The organism is Uliginosibacterium aquaticum (assembly GCF_012972705.2).
Lineage (GTDB): Bacteria > Pseudomonadota > Gammaproteobacteria > Burkholderiales > Rhodocyclaceae > Uliginosibacterium > Uliginosibacterium aquaticum.
On record NZ_JABCSC020000001.1, the window covers coordinates 843,625 to 863,950 of the forward strand.

Below are 20,326 nucleotides of genomic sequence, written 5' to 3' on the forward strand. Positions count from 1 at the left end.
GGGCGAAGCCTGTACTGCTCAATTTGAAAGGGAAGAGATGCTGGAGTGCTGAGTTTCAGCAGGATATTGCTCACAACCGGATGATGTTATCCGGGGGCTGCAACTCTGGGTGGTGCGACTGGCGGCTGCAGGCCTGTAAGCATCGTGTTTTGCTTCTGGCCGTATCGGCCACGGGGCGTGCTGCGCCAGCGGGAAACTTCCGATCTGCTGCAGCGTCTGAGCGAAGCTTGGCATCAGCAAGGTGGTACCTGTCACACCGGCCGCTCGTCCAGCTTTTACAATGCCGTGCAGGGTGACGAGATCATCAAGCTTTCCAACCCAGGAGAACCCCTTTCATGATTCGCAAGAACCCCAGTGGCGATCTTCCCGTGATTGCCGAATCCGCTTTTGTCGATCCCACCGCAATCATCTGCGGCAAGGTCATCGTGCACGACAATGTATTCATCGGCCCCTATGCCGTGATTCGTGCCGACGAGGTGGATGCCTCGGGCGGCATGCAGCCGATCGTGATCGGTGCGCATTCCAACATTCAGGACGGGGTGGTGATCCATTCAAAGTCCGGTGCCGCCGTGAAGATCGGCGAGCACAGCTCGATTGCCCACCGCAGCATCGTGCACGGTCCCTGCGAGATCGGCCCGCGGGTGTTCATCGGCTTCAACAGCGTGGTCTTCAACTGCAAGGTGGGCGAGGGCTGTGTGGTGCGCCACAACTCGGTGGTCGACGGCTGTGATCTGCCGGCAGGTTTCTATGTGCCTTCCACCACCTATATCAACGCCCGCACCGATCTGGCGACCATCCCGAAAGTGACGGCCTCGGCGGCCGAGTTTTCGGAAGATGTCGCGCGGACCAACAATGAGTTGGTGGCGGGCTACAAGAAGCTTCAGAACGAGTTCTGAGATGAAGCTGAAGCGGCCGCTGTGCCTGATGTCCAGCCTGATGGTTTTGCTGCTGGCGGCCTGTGGCCCGCAGCAGACTGACGCTCCCGCCTACAAGCTCGGTGAGCGTCTCGCGCCGGCTGCCGTGAAGGCGGCCAGCAGCTATCGTGAATTGTTCTGGGAGGATCTCACGCCGAAGGGCTGGGATCCGCTGGCCGGCATCCGGCAGGAGGACATCGCCCGCCTGCAGGATGGCGATCCGCAGGCCAATCAGCTCATGCAGAAGATGCGTGAAGCCTGGGACAAGGCTCCGGCGGTGCCGGCGCTGGATCGCCAGAGCGTACGGATTGCCGGGTTTCTGGTGCCACTCGATGCCGAGCGTGAAAATATTCGTGAGTTCCTGCTGGTGCCTTACTTCGGCGCCTGCATCCATTCGCCTCCGCCGCCCTCCAACCAGACCATTCATGTGGTGATGGACAAGCCCTTCAGGGGCCGCATGATGGAGCCCTTCTGGATCAGTGGGGAACTGCGCATCGAGCACATCGACAGTCCCTTCGGCGTGGCCAGCTATCGCCTCAGTGGCCAGCGCGCCGAGCGCTACGTGGCGCCCGCCAAGTCCTGAGTCGCGCTGCGCTGCCCACGGTGCGGCATCCTTGCCCGAAAGTCCGGCAGTTACGCGCTTGCCGTTGGCATGGCCCTGTGGCCGAATGGTCAGGTCTCGTCCATACCGCAGGGGCGGTGCGGCCGGTTACAAGCGGTCAGCGAGGCAGCAAGGGACTCAACGGGGGAATTCATGCGCGGCACGATATTGATCGGGGTGGCGGGGCTGCTGGCGAGCCTGCTGGCTGGTTGTGATGGCAAGCAGGATGTAGCGAAGGCCGGCCCGCCGCCGGTGCCGGTGCGCCTCGAGAAGTCCACCAGTGAAACGGTGCCGGTGGTGACCGAGTTCGTTGGCCGAGCCCAGGCATATCGATCGGTGGAGATCATGGCGCGCGTGGAAGGCATTCTGGAGACGCGTCACTTTGTTGAAGGCAGCCAGGTCAGGAAGGGCGATCTGCTCTATTCGCTGGAGCGCGCACCCTATGAGGCGGCGCTGCGGGATGCCGAGGCCAGCCTGGCCAAACAGAAGGCCACCGCCGTCAATGCGGCCTCGCGTGAAGCTCGCCTGGCGCCGCTGGTGAAGGAAAACGCCATCAGCCAGCAGGAGTATGACAATGCCGTGGCTTCGATGAAGGAGTCCGAAGCGACGGTGGCGGCCGCTGAATCGCAGGTCGATCGGGCCAGGCTGAATCTTGAGTACACGCGCATCCTGGCCACCGAGAGCGGGCGTATCGGGCGTAGCGAAATGCCTGAGGGACGTCTGGTTGGCAAGGGCTCGCCGACCCGCCTGACCGTGATCGACAAGCTCGATCCGATCTATGTGTCCTTCACGATTTCGGACCGCGATGCGCTGGCCTTCCGCAAGGCGCTGCAGAGCGGCGCGATCCAGGAGCACGGCGATTCGGTGGCGCGCATCATCATGCCGGACGGTTCGCAGCTCAAGCCCACCGGGCGCATTGATTTCGCTGACATCGAAGTGAGCGAAAGCTCCGGCACCATTGCCCTTCGTGCGGTGCTGCCGAATCCCAAGGCTGAGTTGCTGCCCGGCCTCTTCGTGCGTATCGAGCTGACTTCGGGTGAGTCACCCAACACCATCCTGGTGCCGCAGCAGGCCGTGATGAAGTCCCCCACCGGGCACTATCTGTGGGTGGTGGATGCGAAGGGCCGCGCCGAGCGCCGCGATGTGGTGGTTGGCAAGTGGCAGCGCGAGAAATGGGCTATCGAGAAAGGCCTCGGTGCGGGTGAGATGGTGGTGGTGGAGGGGGGCCAGAAGCTGAGCCCGGGGGCGCAGACTTTCGTGCCCTCGCCCGCAGCGGTCTCGTCGCCTGCCGCCAGTGCGCCGGCCGCGCGCTGAGGAGATCGGCATGGGTTTCTTCGTCAATCGCCCGGTCTTTGCGACCGTCATTGCGCTGTTCATCACCCTGCTGGGCCTGCTCTCGGTCAAGCAGTTGGCGGTGGAGCAGTATCCCAACGTCGCACCGCCGCAAGTCAAGATCACGGCGGTCTATCCCGGCGCCAGCCCGGAAACCATCGAAACCACCGTCGCTGCGCCGATCGAGCGCGAGATGAACGGTATCGAGGGCTTGCTGGACATGCAGTCCTCCGCCTCGGCCAGCGGCCTGATGGAGCTGACCATTTCCTTCGAGCCCGGCACTGACCTCAACCTCGCTGCGGTGGATGTGAACAACAGCGTCAAGCGCGTCGAGCCGCTGCTGCCGGAAGTGGTGCTGCAGCAGGGCCTGCGCGTGTCGAAGTCCAATCCTTCGATGCTGATGATCGTGGCGCTGCAGTCGGATGATCCGCGCTTTGACGCCGCCTATCTCGCCAACCTGGCCTACTCGCGCTATGTGAACGAGCTCAAGCGCCTGCCTGGTGCGGGTGATGTGTCGCTCTTCGGCAATCCGTACTCGATGCGCTTGTGGGTTGATCCGGATTCGCTGGCCAAGTACGGCATGTCCGTCACCGACGTGATCAACGGTGTGCGTGAGCAGAACCAGAATTTTGCCGTCGGCGAAATCGGTCAGGCGCCCGCGCCGAGTGGTCAGGTGCTGACCTTCCCGATGCAGACGCGTGGCGGGCTGGTGGAGGTGAGAGAGTTCGAGGACATCATCCTGCGCGCCAACAAGGATGGTTCGGTGGTGCGCCTGCGCGATGTGGCGCGCGTTGAACTGGGCAGCGAGGAGTATTCGATCTCCTCGCGCCTCAATGGCAAGCCGGCTATTGCGCTGGGCATCTATCTGCGCCCCGGGGCGAATGCTCTGGCGCTTGCCAAGGCGGTGCGCAGCCGCATGGATGAGCTGGGTGCCGATTTGCCGGCCGAAATCAAGAGCGTGATCTCGTATGACACGACGCGTTTCGTGAATGCGTCCATCGAGCTGGTGGTGCATACCTTCATCGAAGCCTTCCTGCTGGTGCTGGTGGTGGTGTACCTCTTCCTTGGCAGCGTGCGGGCCACGCTTGTGCCGCTGATCGCGATTCCGGTCTCCATCATCGGCACCCTGGCCGGCATGCTGGTGATGGGCTTTTCGATCAACATGCTGACCCTCTTCGGCATGGTGCTGGCGATCGGCATCGTGGTGGATGATGCGATCGTGGTGGTCGAAGCCGTTGAGCATCTGATGCACAGCGAGAAGCTCTCGCCGAAAGACGCGGCGAAGAAAGCCATGCAGGGCATTGGCGGTGCCATCGTGGGCGTTACCTCGGTGATCTGTGCGGTGTTTGTGCCGATTGCATTCCTGGGGGGCGTGACCGGCACGCTCTACAAGCAGTTCGCCATCACCATCACGATTTCCACGCTGCTCTCGGCCATCGTCGCGCTGACCCTCACGCCGGCTCTGTGTGCGCTGATTCTCAAGCCGGGCGTGCATAAGCCGAAGTTGATCCAGAAATTCGATGCGCTTTTTGAGCGCCTGACAGGCCGTTTTACCGGCGTGGTGAGTTTCATGCTCGGGCGCGGGGTACGCTGCTTCATCCTCTATGCCGTGCTGCTCGGTGGCATGGTTTTCCTGCTCAAGACCATACCCGGTGGCTTCGTGCCGGACGAGGACAAGGGCACCGTGATGGTGGCCATCGATCTGCCTTCCGGTGCTTCGCCCGAGCGCACCCAGGCGGTGGTGGAAAAGGCCGAGCAGTACTTCATGAGCCAGGAGCCGGCGGTGGAGCAGGTGCTGGCGATCAAGGGCTTCTCGATCTTCTACCGTTACGCCAACCAGGCCTTCTTCTTCATCACCCTCAAGGACTGGGCTGCGCGTGAGGCCAAGGATCATGCCTTTACCATCGTGCAGCGCGCCAACCGGGCGCTGTACACGATTCCGGAGGCGCGCATCTTTGCCATCAACGAGCCCGCCATTTCAGGCATGGGCATGATCTCGGGCTTCGACTACCGGCTGATCTCCACCGACGGGGACCGCGTCAAACTCAATGAAACCGCGCTGAAGTTGGTCCAGGCCGCTACGCAGGAAGCTTCGATTGCTGGCGTGCGCAGCGTGGCTGCGCCCGATGTGCAGACCCTGTTCCTTGATGTGGATCGCAATAAGGCCAAGGCCATGGGCGTGAATCTCTCCGAGCTATACACCGGGGTCGGCGCATTGATGGGCTCGAGCTTCGTGAATCAATTCACCCAGTTCGGTACCAACCTGAAAGTGAAGCTCCAGGCCGATCCACGCTTCCGCTCCGATCCTGAGTTTCTGGGCAACTTCAATCTGCGCAATGCCGAAGGCAAACTGGTGCCTTTCTCCTCGCTGGCGACAACGGAATGGCGCTCGGCGCCGATCTCGCTGAGCCGCTTCAATGGCTATCCCGCCATCCAGCTCAATGGCGTTTCGGCACCAGGGCACAGCTCGGGCGAGGCGATCGAGGCCATGGAGCGCATTTCAAAGGCTGAGTTGCCACAGGGGGTGAGCTTTGTGTGGGCCGGCCAGTCGCTGCAGGAGAAGCTCTCCGGCGGCCAGCAGGGCTTCGTGTTCCTGCTTTCGCTGATCTTCGTGTTCCTCTTCCTGTCTGCGCTCTATGAGAGCTTCCGCTTGCCGGTGGCCGTCTTCCTGGTGGTGCCGATCGGCATCCTTGGCGCGCTGCTGGCCCTATTCCTGCGGGGCTCGGCCAATGATGTGTTCTTTCAGGTCGGCCTGATCACCCTGATCGGTCTGGCTGGTAAGAACGGCATCCTGATCGTGGAGTTCGCCAAGCAGAAATGGGAGGAGGGCATGAGCAGCCGTGATGCGGCCATCGAGGCGGCCAGGTTGCGTCTGCGCCCGATCGTGATGACCTCGCTGGCCTTCATTCTCGGCGTGATTCCGCTGGTGACGGCTTCGGGGGCCGGCGCTGCGACCCAGCATTCGGTAGGCACCGGCATCATGGGTGGGATGCTCGCGGCGACCCTGGTCGGGGTGTTCTTCACGCCGCTGTTCTTCTACGCCATGAATCGTTCGCGGGATGCCGCACGGGATGCGGGGCGTGGCACGGCAGACCGTCAGGGGGAGGACGCATGATGAAGCACACCTGCCTCGTTCTCTCGATCAGCCTGTGGTTGGCCGGCTGTGCCACGCCGGGTACGGTGGATCGTCCGGCCCTGGAAATACCAGAGCAATGGCGCAGCCTGCCCAGCCAGACCGTGGCGGATGCGCCGGCCCCTTGGGCGGCACTGTTTGCGCGGCCGGATCTGGCCGCACTGCTGCAGGCCGCGCGCGACAACAACCGCAGCCTGCGTGCCGCGGCGGCCCGCGTCGATGCGGCCGCTGCCAGCTATGGCGTGCTGCGCGCCCAGCGCTGGCCGGCGCTGAACGCGCAGGGCGCGGCCTCACGCGGCAAGCAGCCGGTGAGTGCCGCACTGGACAACCAGATCGGTGAATCCACCCAACTGGCCGCCGCACTGAGCTGGGAACTTGATCTGTGGGGGCGTATTGCCGATCAGGCCGAGTCCGGTCGCCAGAGCTGGCTCTCCGCCGAGGAGACCTACCGGGCTGCCCAGGTCAGCCTGGATACCCAGGTTGCAGGGGGCTGGTTGCTGCTGCTGGAGCTTGATGAGCAGTTGCTGATCGCCGAGCGTACCGTGGCCAGCCAGGCCACTTCTCTGGATCTGGTGCGGCGCCGCTTCAAGGGCGGCGTGGTGTCGATGGTGGATGTGAATCAGGCCGAGTCCGCGCTGGCCGGCGCCGAGTCGACTCGCGCCGATATCGGGCGTGCCCGCGCCCAGGCGGAGAATGCGCTGGCCATCCTGATCGGTCGCCCGCCGCATGCGGTGCCGCGTAGCGGCATGGTCAGCGATTTGTCGCGCCCGACCGCGCTGCCGGTGGGGCTGCCCGCTGACCTGCTGCTGAACCGGCCGGATGTGCGGGCCGCTGAACGCGCGCTGGAATCCACCCAGCATGGCGTGTTCGCCGCGCGCAAGGCCTGGCTGCCCTCGATCAAGCTCACCGGCATGCTGGGCTGGGCCAGTTACGATCTCTCGAAAGTCGTTAGCACCGGCACCGAGGCCTGGTCGGCGGGAGGCGTGATCAATCTGCCGATCTTCAACGGCGGCAGCCTGATGGCCCAGCTTGATCTGGCCGAGGCGCGCCAGCGCGAAGCGGCCGAAACTTACGCCGGCAGCGTGCTGCAGGGCCTGCGCGAGGTGGAGGATGCGATCGTCGGCTTCCAGCGCCTGTCTGAGCAGAGCGATGCCTTGGCGCGGCGTGTGAAGGCCACGCGGGAGCGCTTGCGTCTGGCGGACATGCGCTACCGCGCAGGGGTGACGGATTACTTTGAGGTGCTCAATGCCCAGCAGGATCTGCTGGCGGCTGAGCTCAGTGCGGTGCAGGCCTCGCGCGGCTCGCAGGCGGCGCTGCTGCAACTGTATGCCGCGCTCGGCGGAGCTGAGTCGGGGGCGCCCCGGGCGCAGTGAGCGGCCGAGCGGAGGGGCCGCCCGGCGCGAGTCTTACTTGACGCTGTAGCCGCGGCCGCTGAGGCAGGCGGCGCGGGCCTGGTTGTAAGCGGCGCTGTTGCCCTGCGTCTGGGCGGTGGCCTGTTGCTGCTGGGCCGCGGCCTGCTGGCGCCTTTGGCCACGCTGGGCTGCCGCGCCGCCCACGGCTCCGGCGGCTGCGCCCTTGCCAACGTCATTGTCAGTGATGGCGGCGACGGTTGCGCCGACGGCTGCTCCGCGTACCCGCCCACCCGTTGGTGCGGGGGCTGGAGCGGGTGCGGGCGCCGCAGGTTTGGTGGGATCCACGCCGGTCTGGCCGACGGCCCAGCTGTGGCATTCGTATTCGTCCTTCTTCTGTTGTTCGGCAGACTGGCCTTTGGCCGGGTAGACGTATTGCGCCAGCGCACTGCCGGATATGAGGCAAGCGAGTGCTACCAGACTCGCGGAAAGCGACTTGTGCATGCTGCTCCTCCTTTTCTTGAAACCGGTTGCGGACCTCCGCAGCAGGTTGAGCGGAATTATGCGCCGCAGGAGGAGGTGCCCACTCAATCTGGCTCGGACCTGCCCGGGAGGCCTTCCTGCTGCCGTAGCCAGGCTTCGAAGGCTGCGGCAGGCTGGGGTTTGCCGATCAGATAGCCCTGGATTGCGTGGCAGCCACGCGCCATCAGGTAGTCGCGTTGCGCCGGGTTTTCCACGCCTTCAGCCACGACGCGCATGCCCAGGTCGCGCGCCATGGACAGGGTGGCCGCGGCGATGGCCGCGTCTTCGAGATCACCTGGCAAGTCCTTGATGAAGGAGCGGTCGATCTTCAGGCGCTGGATGGGCAGGCGCTTGAGGTAGGCGAGGCAGGAGTAGCCGGTGCCGAAGTCGTCCAGAGCGAGGGAGAGCCCCATGGCGCAGAGCGCGTCGAGGCGCTCGACCAACTCGTCCGTGGATGCGAGGAGGGCACCCTCGGTGATCTCCAGTTCGATGTAGCGTGGGTCGGCCCCTGTTTCCTGCAGGATCTGGCGCAGCCTGGGCACAAATTCTGCCTGCTGGAACTGCAATGCGGCGATGTTGATGGCCATCGCCAGCGGCATACCTGCTCTGGCCCAGCGGGCTTGCTGTGCGCAGGCTTCGCGCAGCACCCAATCGCCCAGTGGCAGGATCAGGCCGGATTCTTCAGCCAGCGGGATGAACTCGATCGGCGGCACCATGCCGCGTTCCGGGTGCTGCCAGCGCACCAAGGCTTCGCAGCCATCGATGCGTGCCGTTTCAAGCTCCATCTGAGGCTGGTAGTGGAGCACCATCTCGCCGCGTTCGATGGCCCGGCGCAGGGCCGTTTCGAGCTGCAGGCGCTGCATCGCGCGCTGATTCATCTCCGGCACGAAGAACTGGTAGTTGTTGCGGCCGGACTGCTTGGCGCTGTACATCGCTACGTCGGCATGCTTGAGCAAGGTGTCGATATCCTCGGCGTCGCTCGGATAGTGGGCAATGCCGATGCTGGCCGAGACGCTGAGCTCGTGCCCGTTGATCTGCAAAGGGGCGGCCAGGCTCCTGACGAGCTTGCCGGCCACTGCCGTGATCTCCTCTATGTGGCTCAGGCGCGGTAGCAGCAGTACGAACTCGTCGCCCCCCTGGCGGGCCAGCAGATCTTCGGCGCGCAGGCATTGGCGCAGACGCTGGGCCACGGTGGCCAGCAGTTCATCGCCGACCTGATGGCCCAGCGAGTCATTGATTGTCTTGAAGTGATCGAGATCGAGGAACAGTACTGCTGCCTGATCGCTATGGCGATGCGCGCCGGCCAGCACGGCGCGGGCCTGCTCCAGCCAGTAATTGCGGTTGGGCAGGCCGGTGAGGGCATCAAAACGGGCGAGGTACTGGATGTGGGCCTCGGCCTGGCGGGCGCTGGTCACGTTCTGGGCGGTGCCATACACGCGCATCAGGCGGCCCATGAACCATTCGCTCTCGACCTGGAAATGGAGGATCTGCTCGACGCCGTTCTGGTCGGCCATGCGGCAGTCCAGCGCCTGGCTGCTGCCGTTGCGGGCCGCTTCTTCGAGTGCCGTATCGAGATGCGGGCGATCGTCAGCGATCAGGCGTTGCAGCAACTCTTCTCGCTGCACACGGGTGTTGCCCGGCAGCTCCAGCAAACGCAGGAATTCTTCCGAGCAGTGCAGGGTGCCGCCACCCGGGGTGAGTTCCCAGCTGCCCATCCGCGCGATGCGCTGGGCCTGGGCCAGCAGGGCTTGCTGGTCACGCAGGCGGGTGCTGGCGCGGGCCAGCTCGGCAGTGCGCTGGGCCACCAGTTCGGCGGTGCGGCGTGCCCGCCCCGAGGTGAGCAGCAGGAAGGCGCTCAGCAGGGCCGAGAAGACCAGCGCCGAGCCGATTGCGGCGCCCGAGGCCCAACTGCGGCTGGCCGAGGAAAAATGGGCTTCGCTGCGCAGGATGATCTGCCATTCGCGGTCGGCAAAACCGATGCTGCGGATCAGGATGCGGCCGCTGTCGGCCCAATCCGGGCGGGCGCAGTCGGCCGGGCCGGCGAGGCGCTGGGAGGAGGGCTCGGCGCTGCGGTCGGCGAGGCACAGGCTGATGTGTGGCGAGATGATCTGCTCGCGGGCGAGGGCGACGATGTCTTCCATGCGCATGGCAAGTGTCACCATGCCGCGCAGGTTGAGGGTGTCGTCTGAAAAAACCGGCTGATACACGATTACGCCGGGCTGGCTGCGATCGCCCTGAACCAGGGTGATCGGCTCGCTGGCCGCAGGGCGGCCGGTGCTGCGCGAGACTCCGATCGGGATGGCTCCGCGTGCGTAGCCGGCCGGATTCAGGCCCAGGACTTTTTCATTGCCAGCGAGTGGCTCGATCAGGGTGATCGGGAAGTATTCGTCTGCGGGCTCGGCGGGTTTCAGATGCCCGGCGAGATCGCGGTCCATGACCCGGAAGCCGCTGCGACCGGCGTGCTGCTGGGCAAGCTCAAAATTCGCCAGATCGGCCACGCGGATGCGCGGGTTCCAGGTCAGGTTGACGATTCCGGGATAGCGGTTGAGCCAGGCATGAGTGAGGCGTTGCCAATCGCGTGGGGTGAGCGGATTTTCGTTGAGGCTCAGATGGCGCTCGAGGGCCAGGAGCATGTCCAGCTTGGCTTGCAGGCGACTGTGCAGAACGCTGGCAACGCTTTCGGCGTCGCGCAGGAATTCGGACTGGAGGCGGATCTCTTCACGCTGACGCACCAGCATCAGGGCGCCGGCAATGACCAGGGTGGCCAGCAGCAGCGGGATGCCCAGCGTGCGGCGGCGGCCTTCCCAGTGGCTGGCCGGCTGGCCCAGCAGGGTGAAGCAGATCGGGGTGAATATCAGCACGCCGAGGGTGTCGCCGATCCACCAGTTGGCCCAGTTGAAAAAATCGGCGTGTCCCGCATCCTGGGTGCCCACTTGCAGCAGCAAGGTGGCGAGCGTGGCGCTGGGCAGGCAACCGATGGGGGCGACGATGCCAACAAAGAGGGCGACTTCGCGGGTTTCGTCGAGGGCCGAGGGATATACCTTGAGGCTGCGCGCCAGCCACCGGCCGAACAGGGCCTGCAGGCAGACGCTGGCCGGCAGCCCCAGCAGGAGCAGTGGGTTGAAGCCAAACTTGAGCGAGGTGGCGAGCTGCACGCACAGCATGCCAAGGTAGAGGCCGGGCAGCACGCGCAGGCCAAAGAGCAGGAGGGCGGCCAGGGCGATGCCGGTGCCGGGGAAGATCGGTGTGGTGATGCCGGGGTCGATCGCAACACGCAGGGCGAGCGCGCCCAGCCCGGCGCTGGCAGCGGCCAGCAACAGGTTCAGGCGAAGAGTCTCGGTGAGGCGTGCGTTCATCATTCTCCGCTCGTGCCGGTAGTGCCTGGAGCCGGGCCTGCGCGATAGTGCAAGCAACGTGCCACGCCCTTGGCCCAGCACCGCTCATCCTGTCGTTTACGGCAAGCGGGAGCGAATCTTTGATCTGGTGCAGCAGGGCGTCATGCTGCGCCGCAGTCGCGGCGTGCGGGGTGTTTCAGGCGTGCTCGGTAAGGGCTGGGCTGGGCGCTTCGGCGGGCAGGCGAATGGTGAAGACGGCGCCGCCCTCGGGATGGTTGGCGGCGCAGATGCTGCCGCCATGATCAAGCATGATGCGGCGGCTGATGGTGAGCCCCAGGCCGGTGCCGCCAGGACTTGGCGCCTTGCTGCTCTGTTCGAAGGAGTCGAAGATCAGTTCGAGCTCGCCTTCAGGGATGCCGGGGCCATGATCGCGCACGGTGAGGCCGACCACGGGCTGACCAGTGACCGGATCCGCCTCGCTGAGATAGTCGATCTCGATGCTGCTTTTGGCGGGGCTGAACTTGATAGCGTTCGAGAGCAGGTTGATCAGCACCTGGGTGAGGCGGGCCTTGTCGTAGGTGGCCAGGAGGCGTGGGTAGCTGTCGTTGTTGAGCAGGCTCAGCGCTTTTGCCATGGTCAGTGAGGACACCTCGGCAATAGCGGCCTGCACGGTGTTCTGCAGGTAGTGGCGGGCCTTGTCGTAGCTCATCTTGTCCGCCTCCAGGCGCGACATGTCGAGCAGGTCGTTGAGCAGTGCCAGCAGGCGTTTGCCGGCGTTCTGGATCCGTTCGAAGTAGCGTGCGAGTTCGCTCGCCTCATTGGCGCCGGATTTGTGCAGCCCCATCTCGGAGAAGGAGAGGATGGCGTGCATCGGCGTGCGCAGCTCGTGTGACATGTTGGTGAGGAAGGTGCTCTTGGCGTGGCTGGCCGCTTCGGCCGCTTCCTTGGCTTCGAGCAGGGTCTTCTCGATTTCCTTCTGGCGTGAGATGTCCGACAGGAAGGCGAAAACATATTCGGTCTCGCCGCGATCGTCTGGAATCAGGCCGTAGCTGACCATGAAGGGATGGCGCTGGCCATCCTGCACCGGCAGGATGATCTCGCGCCTGGCCGTGGCGGAGAGTTGTTTGTCATCTTGCGGGAAGAGGCGTCCGGCGATGGCTTCGCCCCATACGGCTTCGGGGGTTTGGCCAAGCAGGGCGCCGCGGCTGATGCCCAGTTGCAGGCATAGCGCCTGGTTGACGTCCACGAAGCGGCGCTGGCGGTCGATCAGGGCGAAGCTGTCGGCGGTGGTGTCGAGCACCGAGCGCTTGAGCTGCTCGGATTGACGCAGGGCTAGCGCAGCGGTGCGCTGGGCGGTTACATCCTCGATGATGAAGACCAGGCCGCGCTCGGGCTCGTTCGGCACCAGCGCGCGGGCAAACAGCATGGCCCAGAACATCGAGCCGTCGCTGCGGCGCAGCTCGGCTTCACCGCGGTAGGTGCCGCCGAGGGCGACGCGATTCTCGATGGCTCGCCGGGTCTGGCTGTAGGACTCTTCCGAGGCATGGATCAGGCGCTCGGGCAGGCCGTTGATGCTGTTCATGCCATAGCCAAAGAGGGCTTCGAAGGCCGGGTTGACGAGCTGCATGTGCTCTTGCACCGAGAGCACGATGGCGAGCGGGTTGGCATCCAGCACGGTGCGTACTTCCGCCGTGCGCTCGGTGACCATCTCCTGCAGATGGTCGCGATGGCGGCGCAGCTCTTCCTCGGCGGCGAGGCGTTCGCTGATGTCGCGGGCGGTGATGCACAGGTAATGGCGGTGCTTGTCCGAGATGCGTGCAGCGGTCAGTTCCAGTGGCACGCGCTGGCCATTCTTGCAGCGCAGGACGCTTTCCTGGCTCTGCCGGCCGACGATGCGCAGGGTGTTCTCGAGTTGCTCCCAGCGCTGCTCGGAGTCGCCGATCAGCTCGCCGAAACCCATCGATAGCAGCTCGCTGGCGCTGAACTGGCTGACCTCGGCAAGGCGCCGGTTGGCGTACTGAAGATGGCCGCCGGAGTCACACCAGAGGATCATTTCGGGCGACTCATCCATCGCGAACTGGGTCAGCTGCAGGCGCGATTCGGATTCCTCGACGCGGCGGATCTGGCGTAGCAGCACGAAGAGCATCAGGCTCAGGGCGACCAGAATCAGTGAGGAGAGCGCGACACGCATCCGCGTATCGGTCACGAACTTGGCCAGCACGCGTTCGGTATCGAGCTTTACCCGCACGATCACCGGCACGCTGGAGGCGCTGACCAGCTGGGCGACGAAGTGATCGCCCTCGGCGCTCTGGTCACGGAAGAAAGCGGTGCGGTTGAGCTGCAGTGCATCGAAGCTGGCGCTGTCGTTGTCGCGCAGGTTCTTGCCAAGCTGGGTGATATCCAGCGGGTGATTGAGCAGCAGCACGCCATCCGTGCGCAGCAACTGGATGCTGGTGCCGCGCTCGAGCTGCAGGGAGTCGTAGAAGCGCAGGAAGTAATCCGGCTCCACGCCGGAGAGCATCACGCCATCGAACTGGCTGTCGGCTGTATTGATGCGGCGGGTCAGTGGGATCAGCCACTTGTAGTCGGTACGGCTGATGATCGGCTCGCCGATGCGCAGGCGCACATCGTTGTGGCTGCGGTGATAGGCGAAGTAGGCGCGGTCGGAGAGGTCCACGCGCCGGGTCGGGTATTCGAGGCCATGGGCGGCAAGGGTGCCGCGGCTATTCATGACGATGATGGCGCGGATCTGCGGGGTGAGCTCGACTTTGCCCTTCATCCGTTCGTGCGCCCAGTGTTCATCCAGGCGATTCATGCCGCCGGCGCGTTCGACGTCTTCGGCCACGTTCTGCATGGCCTGCTCGACCGAGACCAGTGAGCGGGTGGCATGCTCGTCCAGTGAGCGGGCCAGGGACAGGGCCTGGCGCTCAGTGCTGCGCAAGGTGCCCTGATAATCGGCATAGCTGATCCAGGCCACGGCCAGTAGCACGATCAGCAGGGTCAGCGCGTAGAACACCAGCACGCCCTGGCGCAAGCGGCGCAGCAGGGGACGTGCATCCGGATGAGGATGCTTGCTGAAGAGCTGATCGAACCAGTGCAGATTCATCGTGACGGGGTAAACAGGCAAGGCCAGCTATCGGTAACGGCCCGGCGGCGTGCCTGCCCGAGAGTACTTGTGGGCAGGCCCGTCGTCAGGTGGCCAGGGCTTACTTGGTGGCGCTGGCGTCAGCCACGCATTTCTTCACGAAGCTGTTCTTGGCGGCTCCCGCGAGTTTCTTCTCGGCGGCCTGGGTTTCACAGGTGTTGCCGGCGCTGGTGGCCTTGCTGTCGGCTTCGCACTTCTTGAGGAAGCTATTCTTGGCGGCGCCTGCGAGCTTTTTCTCGGCGGCCTGGGCATCACAGGCGCTGGGGGTAGCGGCCGCGGCATCGGCGTTGCACTTCTTGAGGAAGCTGGTCTTGGCGGCTCCGGCAAGCTTCTTGTCGGCGGCCTGCTCATCGCAGGTGGCGGCAAAGGCGCTGCTGGCAAACAGGGCGACGAGGCTGGCGATCACGATCTTGCGCATGGGGGACTCTCCTGTGAGTGGCGGGAATGCCGGAAGGCGAGCCATTCTAGCGCTGCGTCATGACCTCCGGCACATGCCCCTGCGCTTTTCAGGTGCTTTCATGCTCAAGGGTGTGGCAGGCACCTTCATCCTCGGCAAGTACGGCCGTGAGCCAGGGGAGTTCCGCTTGCAGAGCGGCTGCCAGCGTCCATGGCGGATTGATGATGAACATGCCGCTGCCATTCATGCCGAAGCCCTCTGGTGAGGGGCCACGGACGCTCAGGGTGGCGTGCAGCCAGTTGCTGGCGCCGAGTGCCTTGAGTTGGCGGGGCAGCTGCTTCGATTCCGGCTTGGCCAGCATCGGGTACCAGATGGCGTACATGCCGGTGGGGAAGCGCAGGAGCGAATCCTTGAGGGCCTGGATCAGGCGGCTGTAATCCTCGCGCAGCTCGTAGGAAGGATCGATCAGGGTCAGGCCACGCCGGCTTGGTGGCGGCAGCAGGGCTTTGAGGTTGGCAAAGCCATCGTCCGCAAATACCTTGCACTGCTTGCCTTGCTGACCAAAGTAGCTATCCAGTGTGCGGAAGTCGGTACTGTGCAGTTCGAACAGGCGCATGCGGTCCTGCTCGCGCAAGGCGCGCTGGGAAAACCAGGGCGAGCCGGGGTAGGCCTGTAGCGTGCCGTCGCCATTGAGCGCACGCACTTCGGCGACATAAGCGGCCAGCATCGGCGGCAGGTCGGTGCGTTCCCACAGGCGGCCAATGCCGCCACGAAACTCGCCAAGCTTCTCGGCATGGACGGAGTCGAGCGCATACAGGCCGGCGCCAGCATGGGTGTCGATGATCTGGAAAGCCTTGTCCTTCTGGCCGAGATAAGCCAGGAGCTGGACCAGGATGGAATGCTTGAGCACATCGGCGTGGTTGCCGGCGTGGTAGGAGTGACGATAGCTGAGCATGGCGGGCCGGTAGGGTGGTCAGCCGCGATTGTAGATCAAGGCTTGTCCGGCTTGCCCTCGGCCCACTGTTTCTCGAAGCGTTGTTGCTCGCGCAGGAAGTGGTTGCTGCATTCGACGGTGATCGTCGGCTCGCTGGCATTGTTGCACTTGCGCGGTTTGACATAGAAACGCTGCCAGGCCTGCTCCTTGCGCTCGCGCTCGATGCGGTCGAAGGCATCGGCCTGCTCGCGAGCCGCCAGGGCGGCCTGCATGTTCTGCTCGCGGCGCTGGCGATCGGTTTCGATGAGTTGCTGCTCACGGGCGACGCGGGCACGGCGCAGTTCAGCCTGATTGGCTTCTTCAACGCGGGCAACGAGATCGCTGGGGGCGCTGGCTGTCGCTTGTGCGGGCGCTACCGGCGCAGGGGCAAGCAGGCGCGTGCTGGCCGCATGTGCCGCAAACAGCAGGAGGCCTGCGAGCACGAGGGCCAGCAGTAGATGCTGCGGAGCGGTAGAGCTGCGAGTTGCATCCATGCGATGGACCCAGGGTGTCAGAAGCCGCAGTCTAGCGCCCGCAAGGCTTGTCGATCCGGCCACTCGTCCGCTGTTGGTGGCCTGCGGGGAACGGGGAAGAATGCGCTGGCTATGATCGGGAAATGACACGCTTACCGCGAGACGCCGCTATGCATGCTGCTGACCCTGTCCCCTCTGGATCCATTGCGTTGCTTGGCGCATCCCGCTGGCTCGGCGCCGGCTGGCAGGGACCGGCACTGCGGGCGTTCGCGCTTTTCGTGCTGGGGGATGTGTTACCGCGTGCGGTGCACAGCGGATCGGCCGGCTGGCTGTCGTGGCTGGTTCTGCCCGTGTGTTATGGCTTGCTGGTGCTGGCCATTCTGCGCGGGCTCGGGCACATCCAGGAGGCGCCCGAGGATGAGGCCCTCGAGCTTGACGATGCTGCTGCACGTCCGGCACCGCTGGATGCGGTGGTCAGCTTGGCCAGTCAGCCTGTGGCCAAACCCCGCGACTGGAGTCTCGCCTTGTTGCATGCGCTGGAGTGGAAGCGCATGGGGGATCTGTGCCTGGCCTTCTACAAGGAGCGAGAGCTGCTTGCGCGGGAGGTGACGGCCGGTGCGGATGGCAGTCTGGAGGCTGTGCTGTGCCAGGCCGGCAGTGAGCAGCCCTTCTCGCTGCTGCACTGCAAGGCGCGCGGGCGCCAGGAGGTTGGCGTCGAGGCCCTCCAGCCTCTTGTGCAGCGGATGCAGGAGGCTGGCGTGGAGCGGGCCTTCTTCATGGGGGCCTGGCGTTTCAGCAGCGCAGCCAAGGAATTCGCCCGGGGGCAGCAGATCACCCTGGTGGATGACCGTATGTTTCTCGCCCTGCTGGGACGCTTGCCGCAGGAAAGCAGTCAGCGCCTGCTGAATCTGGCGGTGGAGGGCGACTACACGACGCCGACCTGCCCTGGCTGCCTCCTCAAGATGATTCCGCGCCAGAACGAGCAGGGACGCTACTGGGGGTGCCGGGCCTATCCACACTGCAAGCACACCCTGGGCATGCATGCCTGATCAGTTGCCGGTCGCGACCGGCCGGGCCGGATCACTGCTCCATTCACTCCACGAACCCGGATAAAGAATGGCGCCCGGCAGGCCGGAGATCTCCAGTGCCAGCAGGTTGTGACAGGCTGTCACGCCGGAGCCGCACTGGGCAATGATGCGGGAGGCCGGGCGGGCACCGAGCAGGGCGGTGAAGTCCGCCCGTAGCTCAGCCGCGGGCTTGAAGCGGCCATCTGCTTGCAGGTTGTCGCGAAAGAAGCGGTTGCACGCGCCCGGGATGTGGCCGCCAACCGCATCAAGGGTTTCATTCTCGCCACGGAAGCGATCCGGCGCGCGGGCGTCGATGACCAGCTTGTCCTGCACGGCAAGATTGCTCATGACTTCGGCGGCATCAATGCTGCCCACCAGGGATTCACCTGCGATGAGGTTTCCCGCGTTCCGGGCGGGCGGCAGTGTGCTCGTGATTTCTCCGCCAGCGGCCAGCCATCCCGGCATGCCACCATCCAGAACCGCTGCGGCCTGGTGGCCGATCCAGCGCAACATCCACCACAGGCGGGCGGCCATCATGCTGCCCTGAGCGTCATAGATCACCACCTGCGAAGCCTGATTGACACCCAGGCCGGCCAGACGGGCGGCGAAACTGACGCGGTCCGGCAGCGGGTGACGACCATTGCTGCCGTTCTTCGGGCCGGAGAGGTCCTCATCCAGATGCAGGAAGAACGCGCCGGGCAGGTGGCCGGCCGTATAGGCCGCACGGCCGGCTTGCGGGTCGGTGAGTTCGTGGCGCACATCCAGAACGATCCAGGCCGGATCGGCGAGATGGGCTTGCAGGGTGGCGGCACTGATGATCGTGGTGTGCATCGGGCGGGGCTCCTTGGAGGCGGGCAAGTCGATGGCAGACGAAGCTGCCGATGGGAGCACAGTATCGGGCAAACGCTGGCGGGCGGGGAGGGGCGGGTACAATGGCGGCCTTCATCCGCCTTGCTGAGTGCCCCATGGAAGATCGCATCATCAATCTCGAGAGCAAGCTCTGTCTGGCCGAGGATCTGCTCGAGGAACTCAATCGCACCGTGTGGCGCCAGCAGGAGCAGCTTGATCATCTGCAGGCTCAGCTGCGTCTGCTTTACCAGCAGATGCAGGGGGGCGCGGAGGGGAGTGCTGAGAAGCGCGATCTGCGCGAGGAAATCCCTCCGCACTACTGATCAGGAGGCGTCATGTTGCCCCGTCTTCTGCTGATGGCTGCATTGCTCTGCATCTCTGGCGGGGCACGTGCCTGGAATGCGCAGGGCCACGCCGCAGTGGCCGCTATTGCCGAGGCGCAGTTGAGCCCGGCCGCGTTGCGGCAGGTGAGTGCCTTGCTGGTGGGGGATCTGGATCGCAATGAGAAATCTTCGGGGCGCAAGCATCTCAGCGAGATCGCGTCCTGGCCGGACGAGATCCGCGATGAGGCCGTTAAAACCGACCCCGCTGCCTACAAGGGCTGGCATGTGCGTAGCAACCAGGTCTGCAGCGAGCAACTGGGCGCTTGTCGTGATGGCAACTGCGTCGATCAGTTGATCATCCGCTACGCTGCCGTGCTGGCTGATCGCTCGCAGCCGCAGCGAGCGCGCAACGAGGCTTTGAAGTGGGTGGTGCATCTGCTGGGCGATCTGCACATGCCCTTGCATTCGGGCGTGAATCGCAACGGCGGTGGGGCAAAAGTGCTCGTTACCGGCATGAGTCTCAAGCCCGAAGACACCTTCCACACCGTGTGGGACGGCGTGCTGCTCAATGCTGCGCTGGCCGGCTGGACGCGCCAGTCGCAGCCCGTCAGCCGGGGGCGGCTGGCGGTGGACAGCCCGACGCAATGGATGATCGAAACGCGCGACCTTGCCCGGCGCGAAGTGTATGAACCCCTGCCAGGCTTTTCATGTGACGCCAAACTGCGCGAACCGATCGTGTTGGATCTTGCTTACCAGCAACACAGCGTGGCCGTGATCCGCGCACAGATCGAGCGCGCCGGCCTGCGCCTGGCACAACTGCTCAATCAGCTGCTTGCTGATTAGGGGGCGGTCTGGCCCCTGTGATGGATCCTAGTGCGGACTGTGCGGCGGCACGATCACCGGGGTGTCGCGTGCATGCTTCTTGGCGTGCTTGAGCTCGCGCTTTTCCTTCATGCTGTGCGAAGCCGGTTTCTTGGTTTCCTTGTTCCCGCGCTGTTCCTTGTGGCTCATGGCTGCCTCCTTGAATGCGCCACTGCAAGGGGCGGCGCTCATTCACTATAGACGGCAATCGCGGATTCAGTCGGCGGAGCGTGTCGCTGGCCGGCTTTTCTGGCGGTAAGGACAGAAGCCGGGGCGTGGGCCGATCTTCTGCGGGTGATCGCGGCAGGTGTCCGGACGTTTCTCGTACACGGTGCATTGACGCGTCCTGGCATCCAGAAAGTGGCAGTCGCCGCCTGCCCGGCGGGCCAGCGTGAACAGGCTGTGGCGGAAGTTGAAGTGCTCGATGACCCCCATCTTCTGCAGGCGCTTGGCGAGATGCTTGGGATCGGTCTCTAGATCGAAGGCCTCGATTACCCCAAGGCGGATCAGGTCGCGCACGCGCACTTCAGCCGGCATGGTGCAGCAGACCGCATTGCAGCTGTCGCACAGCCCGTTGCGATACTTGACCCACGTGTCGATGTTGTCGCGTTCGGCGTTGTGGATGACGATGTGTTTCTGCATGCTCAGATCAGGGATGGGCCTTGCACGATGGCTTCGGCCTCGCGGCTGGATAGGCGTACCGAGGCGCTGCAGATCACGATCACCACCAGCCACTCCTTGAGGGTCTGGGCGCCGGCGGCATCGAGTTCGATGAAACGGCAACCTTGCTGGCGCTGCGAACCTTCTCCGGTCAGGCTGACCAGTTCGGCACGCCCGCGCACCTTGTCCCCGAAACCGTCAATCAGGCGCAGGACGAAGTCGAAGGGGGCGCTGGACAGCGGGAGTGTGGCTGGCAGGCCGAAACCATCCAGCGACAGATCGATCAGCGTGCCACGTGCATCGCCGATCTGGATTTCGATACAAGGCTTGCCCTCACGCAGGGCAGCAAAACGCTGGCGCTGACGGCGCTCGGCGGGGGATGGCAGATTCAA

Annotated in this window: 18 protein-coding genes; 8 read left to right on the forward strand and 10 right to left on the reverse strand. The window is 64.6% G+C overall.

All coding sequences use genetic code 11. From position 1 onward, the window contains the following. Positions 1–335: 335 nt before the first annotated feature. The 5 genes from HJ583_RS03905 (at position 336) to HJ583_RS03925 (ending at position 7,353) form a co-directional block, all read left to right on the forward strand. Positions 336–896: a gamma carbonic anhydrase family protein gene (locus HJ583_RS03905; RefSeq protein ID WP_170020644.1), complete on the forward strand. Its 561-nt coding sequence runs from the start codon at positions 336–338 to the stop codon at positions 894–896. A gap of 1 nt (position 897) precedes the next feature. Next, positions 898–1,497, forward strand: a complete 600-nt coding sequence (locus HJ583_RS03910; RefSeq protein WP_170020645.1) for a DUF3299 domain-containing protein — start codon at positions 898–900, stop codon at positions 1,495–1,497. Positions 1,498–1,668: 171 nt separating this feature from the next. Continuing rightward, positions 1,669–2,829: an efflux RND transporter periplasmic adaptor subunit gene (locus HJ583_RS03915; RefSeq protein ID WP_170020647.1), complete on the forward strand. Its 1,161-nt coding sequence runs from the start codon at positions 1,669–1,671 to the stop codon at positions 2,827–2,829. Positions 2,830–2,839: 10 nt separating this feature from the next. Further along, complete coding sequence (locus HJ583_RS03920) at positions 2,840–5,962, forward strand: multidrug efflux RND transporter permease subunit (RefSeq protein ID WP_170020649.1); 3,123 nt, start codon at positions 2,840–2,842, stop codon at positions 5,960–5,962. Next, on the forward strand, positions 5,959–7,353 hold the full coding sequence (locus tag HJ583_RS03925; protein WP_170020651.1) for an efflux transporter outer membrane subunit: 1,395 nt from the start codon (positions 5,959–5,961) through the stop codon (positions 7,351–7,353). Before HJ583_RS03920 ends, HJ583_RS03925 begins: the two co-directional genes overlap by 4 nt. Before the next feature lie 33 nt (positions 7,354–7,386). On the opposite strand, the gene HJ583_RS03930 is transcribed toward HJ583_RS03925, so the two are convergent. The 6 genes from HJ583_RS03930 to HJ583_RS03955 form a co-directional block, all read right to left on the reverse strand. Next, on the reverse strand, positions 7,387–7,833 hold the full coding sequence (locus tag HJ583_RS03930; protein ID WP_170020653.1) for a hypothetical protein: 447 nt from the start codon (positions 7,831–7,833) through the stop codon (positions 7,387–7,389). Between the two features lie 83 nt (positions 7,834–7,916). Beyond that, a complete protein-coding gene (locus HJ583_RS03935) occupies positions 7,917–11,210 on the reverse strand; it encodes an EAL domain-containing protein (protein ID WP_235943695.1) in 3,294 nt (1,097 codons plus the stop codon). Between the two features lie 172 nt (positions 11,211–11,382). Next, complete coding sequence (locus tag HJ583_RS03940; RefSeq protein WP_170020655.1) at positions 11,383–14,313, reverse strand: PAS domain S-box protein; 2,931 nt, start codon at positions 14,311–14,313, stop codon at positions 11,383–11,385. Between the two features lie 79 nt (positions 14,314–14,392). Next, positions 14,393–14,749 (reverse strand): hypothetical protein, encoded by a 357-nt coding sequence (locus HJ583_RS03945; protein WP_170020657.1) that lies wholly within the window; start codon positions 14,747–14,749, stop codon positions 14,393–14,395. A gap of 88 nt (positions 14,750–14,837) precedes the next feature. Further along, on the reverse strand, positions 14,838–15,683 hold the full coding sequence (locus HJ583_RS03950; protein WP_170020660.1) for a 23S rRNA (adenine(2030)-N(6))-methyltransferase RlmJ: 846 nt from the start codon (positions 15,681–15,683) through the stop codon (positions 14,838–14,840). Between the two features lie 35 nt (positions 15,684–15,718). Then, positions 15,719–16,195, reverse strand: a complete 477-nt coding sequence (locus HJ583_RS03955) for a hypothetical protein (RefSeq protein ID WP_170020662.1) — start codon at positions 16,193–16,195, stop codon at positions 15,719–15,721. Positions 16,196–16,383: 188 nt separating this feature from the next. Between HJ583_RS03955 and HJ583_RS03960 the strand changes: the two genes are divergently transcribed. Then, positions 16,384–17,223 carry a restriction endonuclease gene (locus tag HJ583_RS03960; protein WP_170020664.1) on the forward strand — a complete coding sequence of 280 codons (840 nt, stop codon included), beginning with the start codon at positions 16,384–16,386 and terminating at the stop codon, positions 17,221–17,223. Here HJ583_RS03960 and HJ583_RS03965 read toward each other — a convergent pair whose 3' ends face one another. Beyond that, entirely contained in the window at positions 17,224–18,072 is an 849-nt protein-coding gene (locus HJ583_RS03965; protein WP_170020666.1) for a sulfurtransferase, read from the reverse strand. Positions 18,073–18,206: 134 nt separating this feature from the next. On the opposite strand from HJ583_RS03965, the gene HJ583_RS03970 reads away from it, so the two are divergent. Together HJ583_RS03970 and HJ583_RS03975 are read left to right on the forward strand one after the other, a co-directional pair. After that, a complete protein-coding gene (locus tag HJ583_RS03970; RefSeq protein WP_101941681.1) occupies positions 18,207–18,413 on the forward strand; it encodes a SlyX family protein in 207 nt (68 codons plus the stop codon). Positions 18,414–18,425: 12 nt separating this feature from the next. After that, positions 18,426–19,256 carry a S1/P1 nuclease gene (locus HJ583_RS03975; RefSeq protein WP_170020668.1) on the forward strand — a complete coding sequence of 277 codons (831 nt, stop codon included), beginning with the start codon at positions 18,426–18,428 and terminating at the stop codon, positions 19,254–19,256. Positions 19,257–19,283: 27 nt separating this feature from the next. Here HJ583_RS03975 and HJ583_RS03980 read toward each other — a convergent pair whose 3' ends face one another. From HJ583_RS03980 to HJ583_RS03990, 3 genes are all read right to left on the reverse strand, one after another. Further along, a complete protein-coding gene (locus HJ583_RS03980) occupies positions 19,284–19,424 on the reverse strand; it encodes a hypothetical protein (RefSeq protein ID WP_170020670.1) in 141 nt (46 codons plus the stop codon). A 66-nt stretch (positions 19,425–19,490) separates the two neighbouring features. After that, positions 19,491–19,916, reverse strand: coding sequence for a YkgJ family cysteine cluster protein (locus tag HJ583_RS03985; protein WP_170020672.1), 426 nt, complete (start codon positions 19,914–19,916; stop codon positions 19,491–19,493). A 2-nt stretch (positions 19,917–19,918) separates the two neighbouring features. Continuing rightward, positions 19,919–20,326, reverse strand: coding sequence for a PilZ domain-containing protein (locus tag HJ583_RS03990; protein ID WP_170020674.1), 408 nt, complete (start codon positions 20,324–20,326; stop codon positions 19,919–19,921).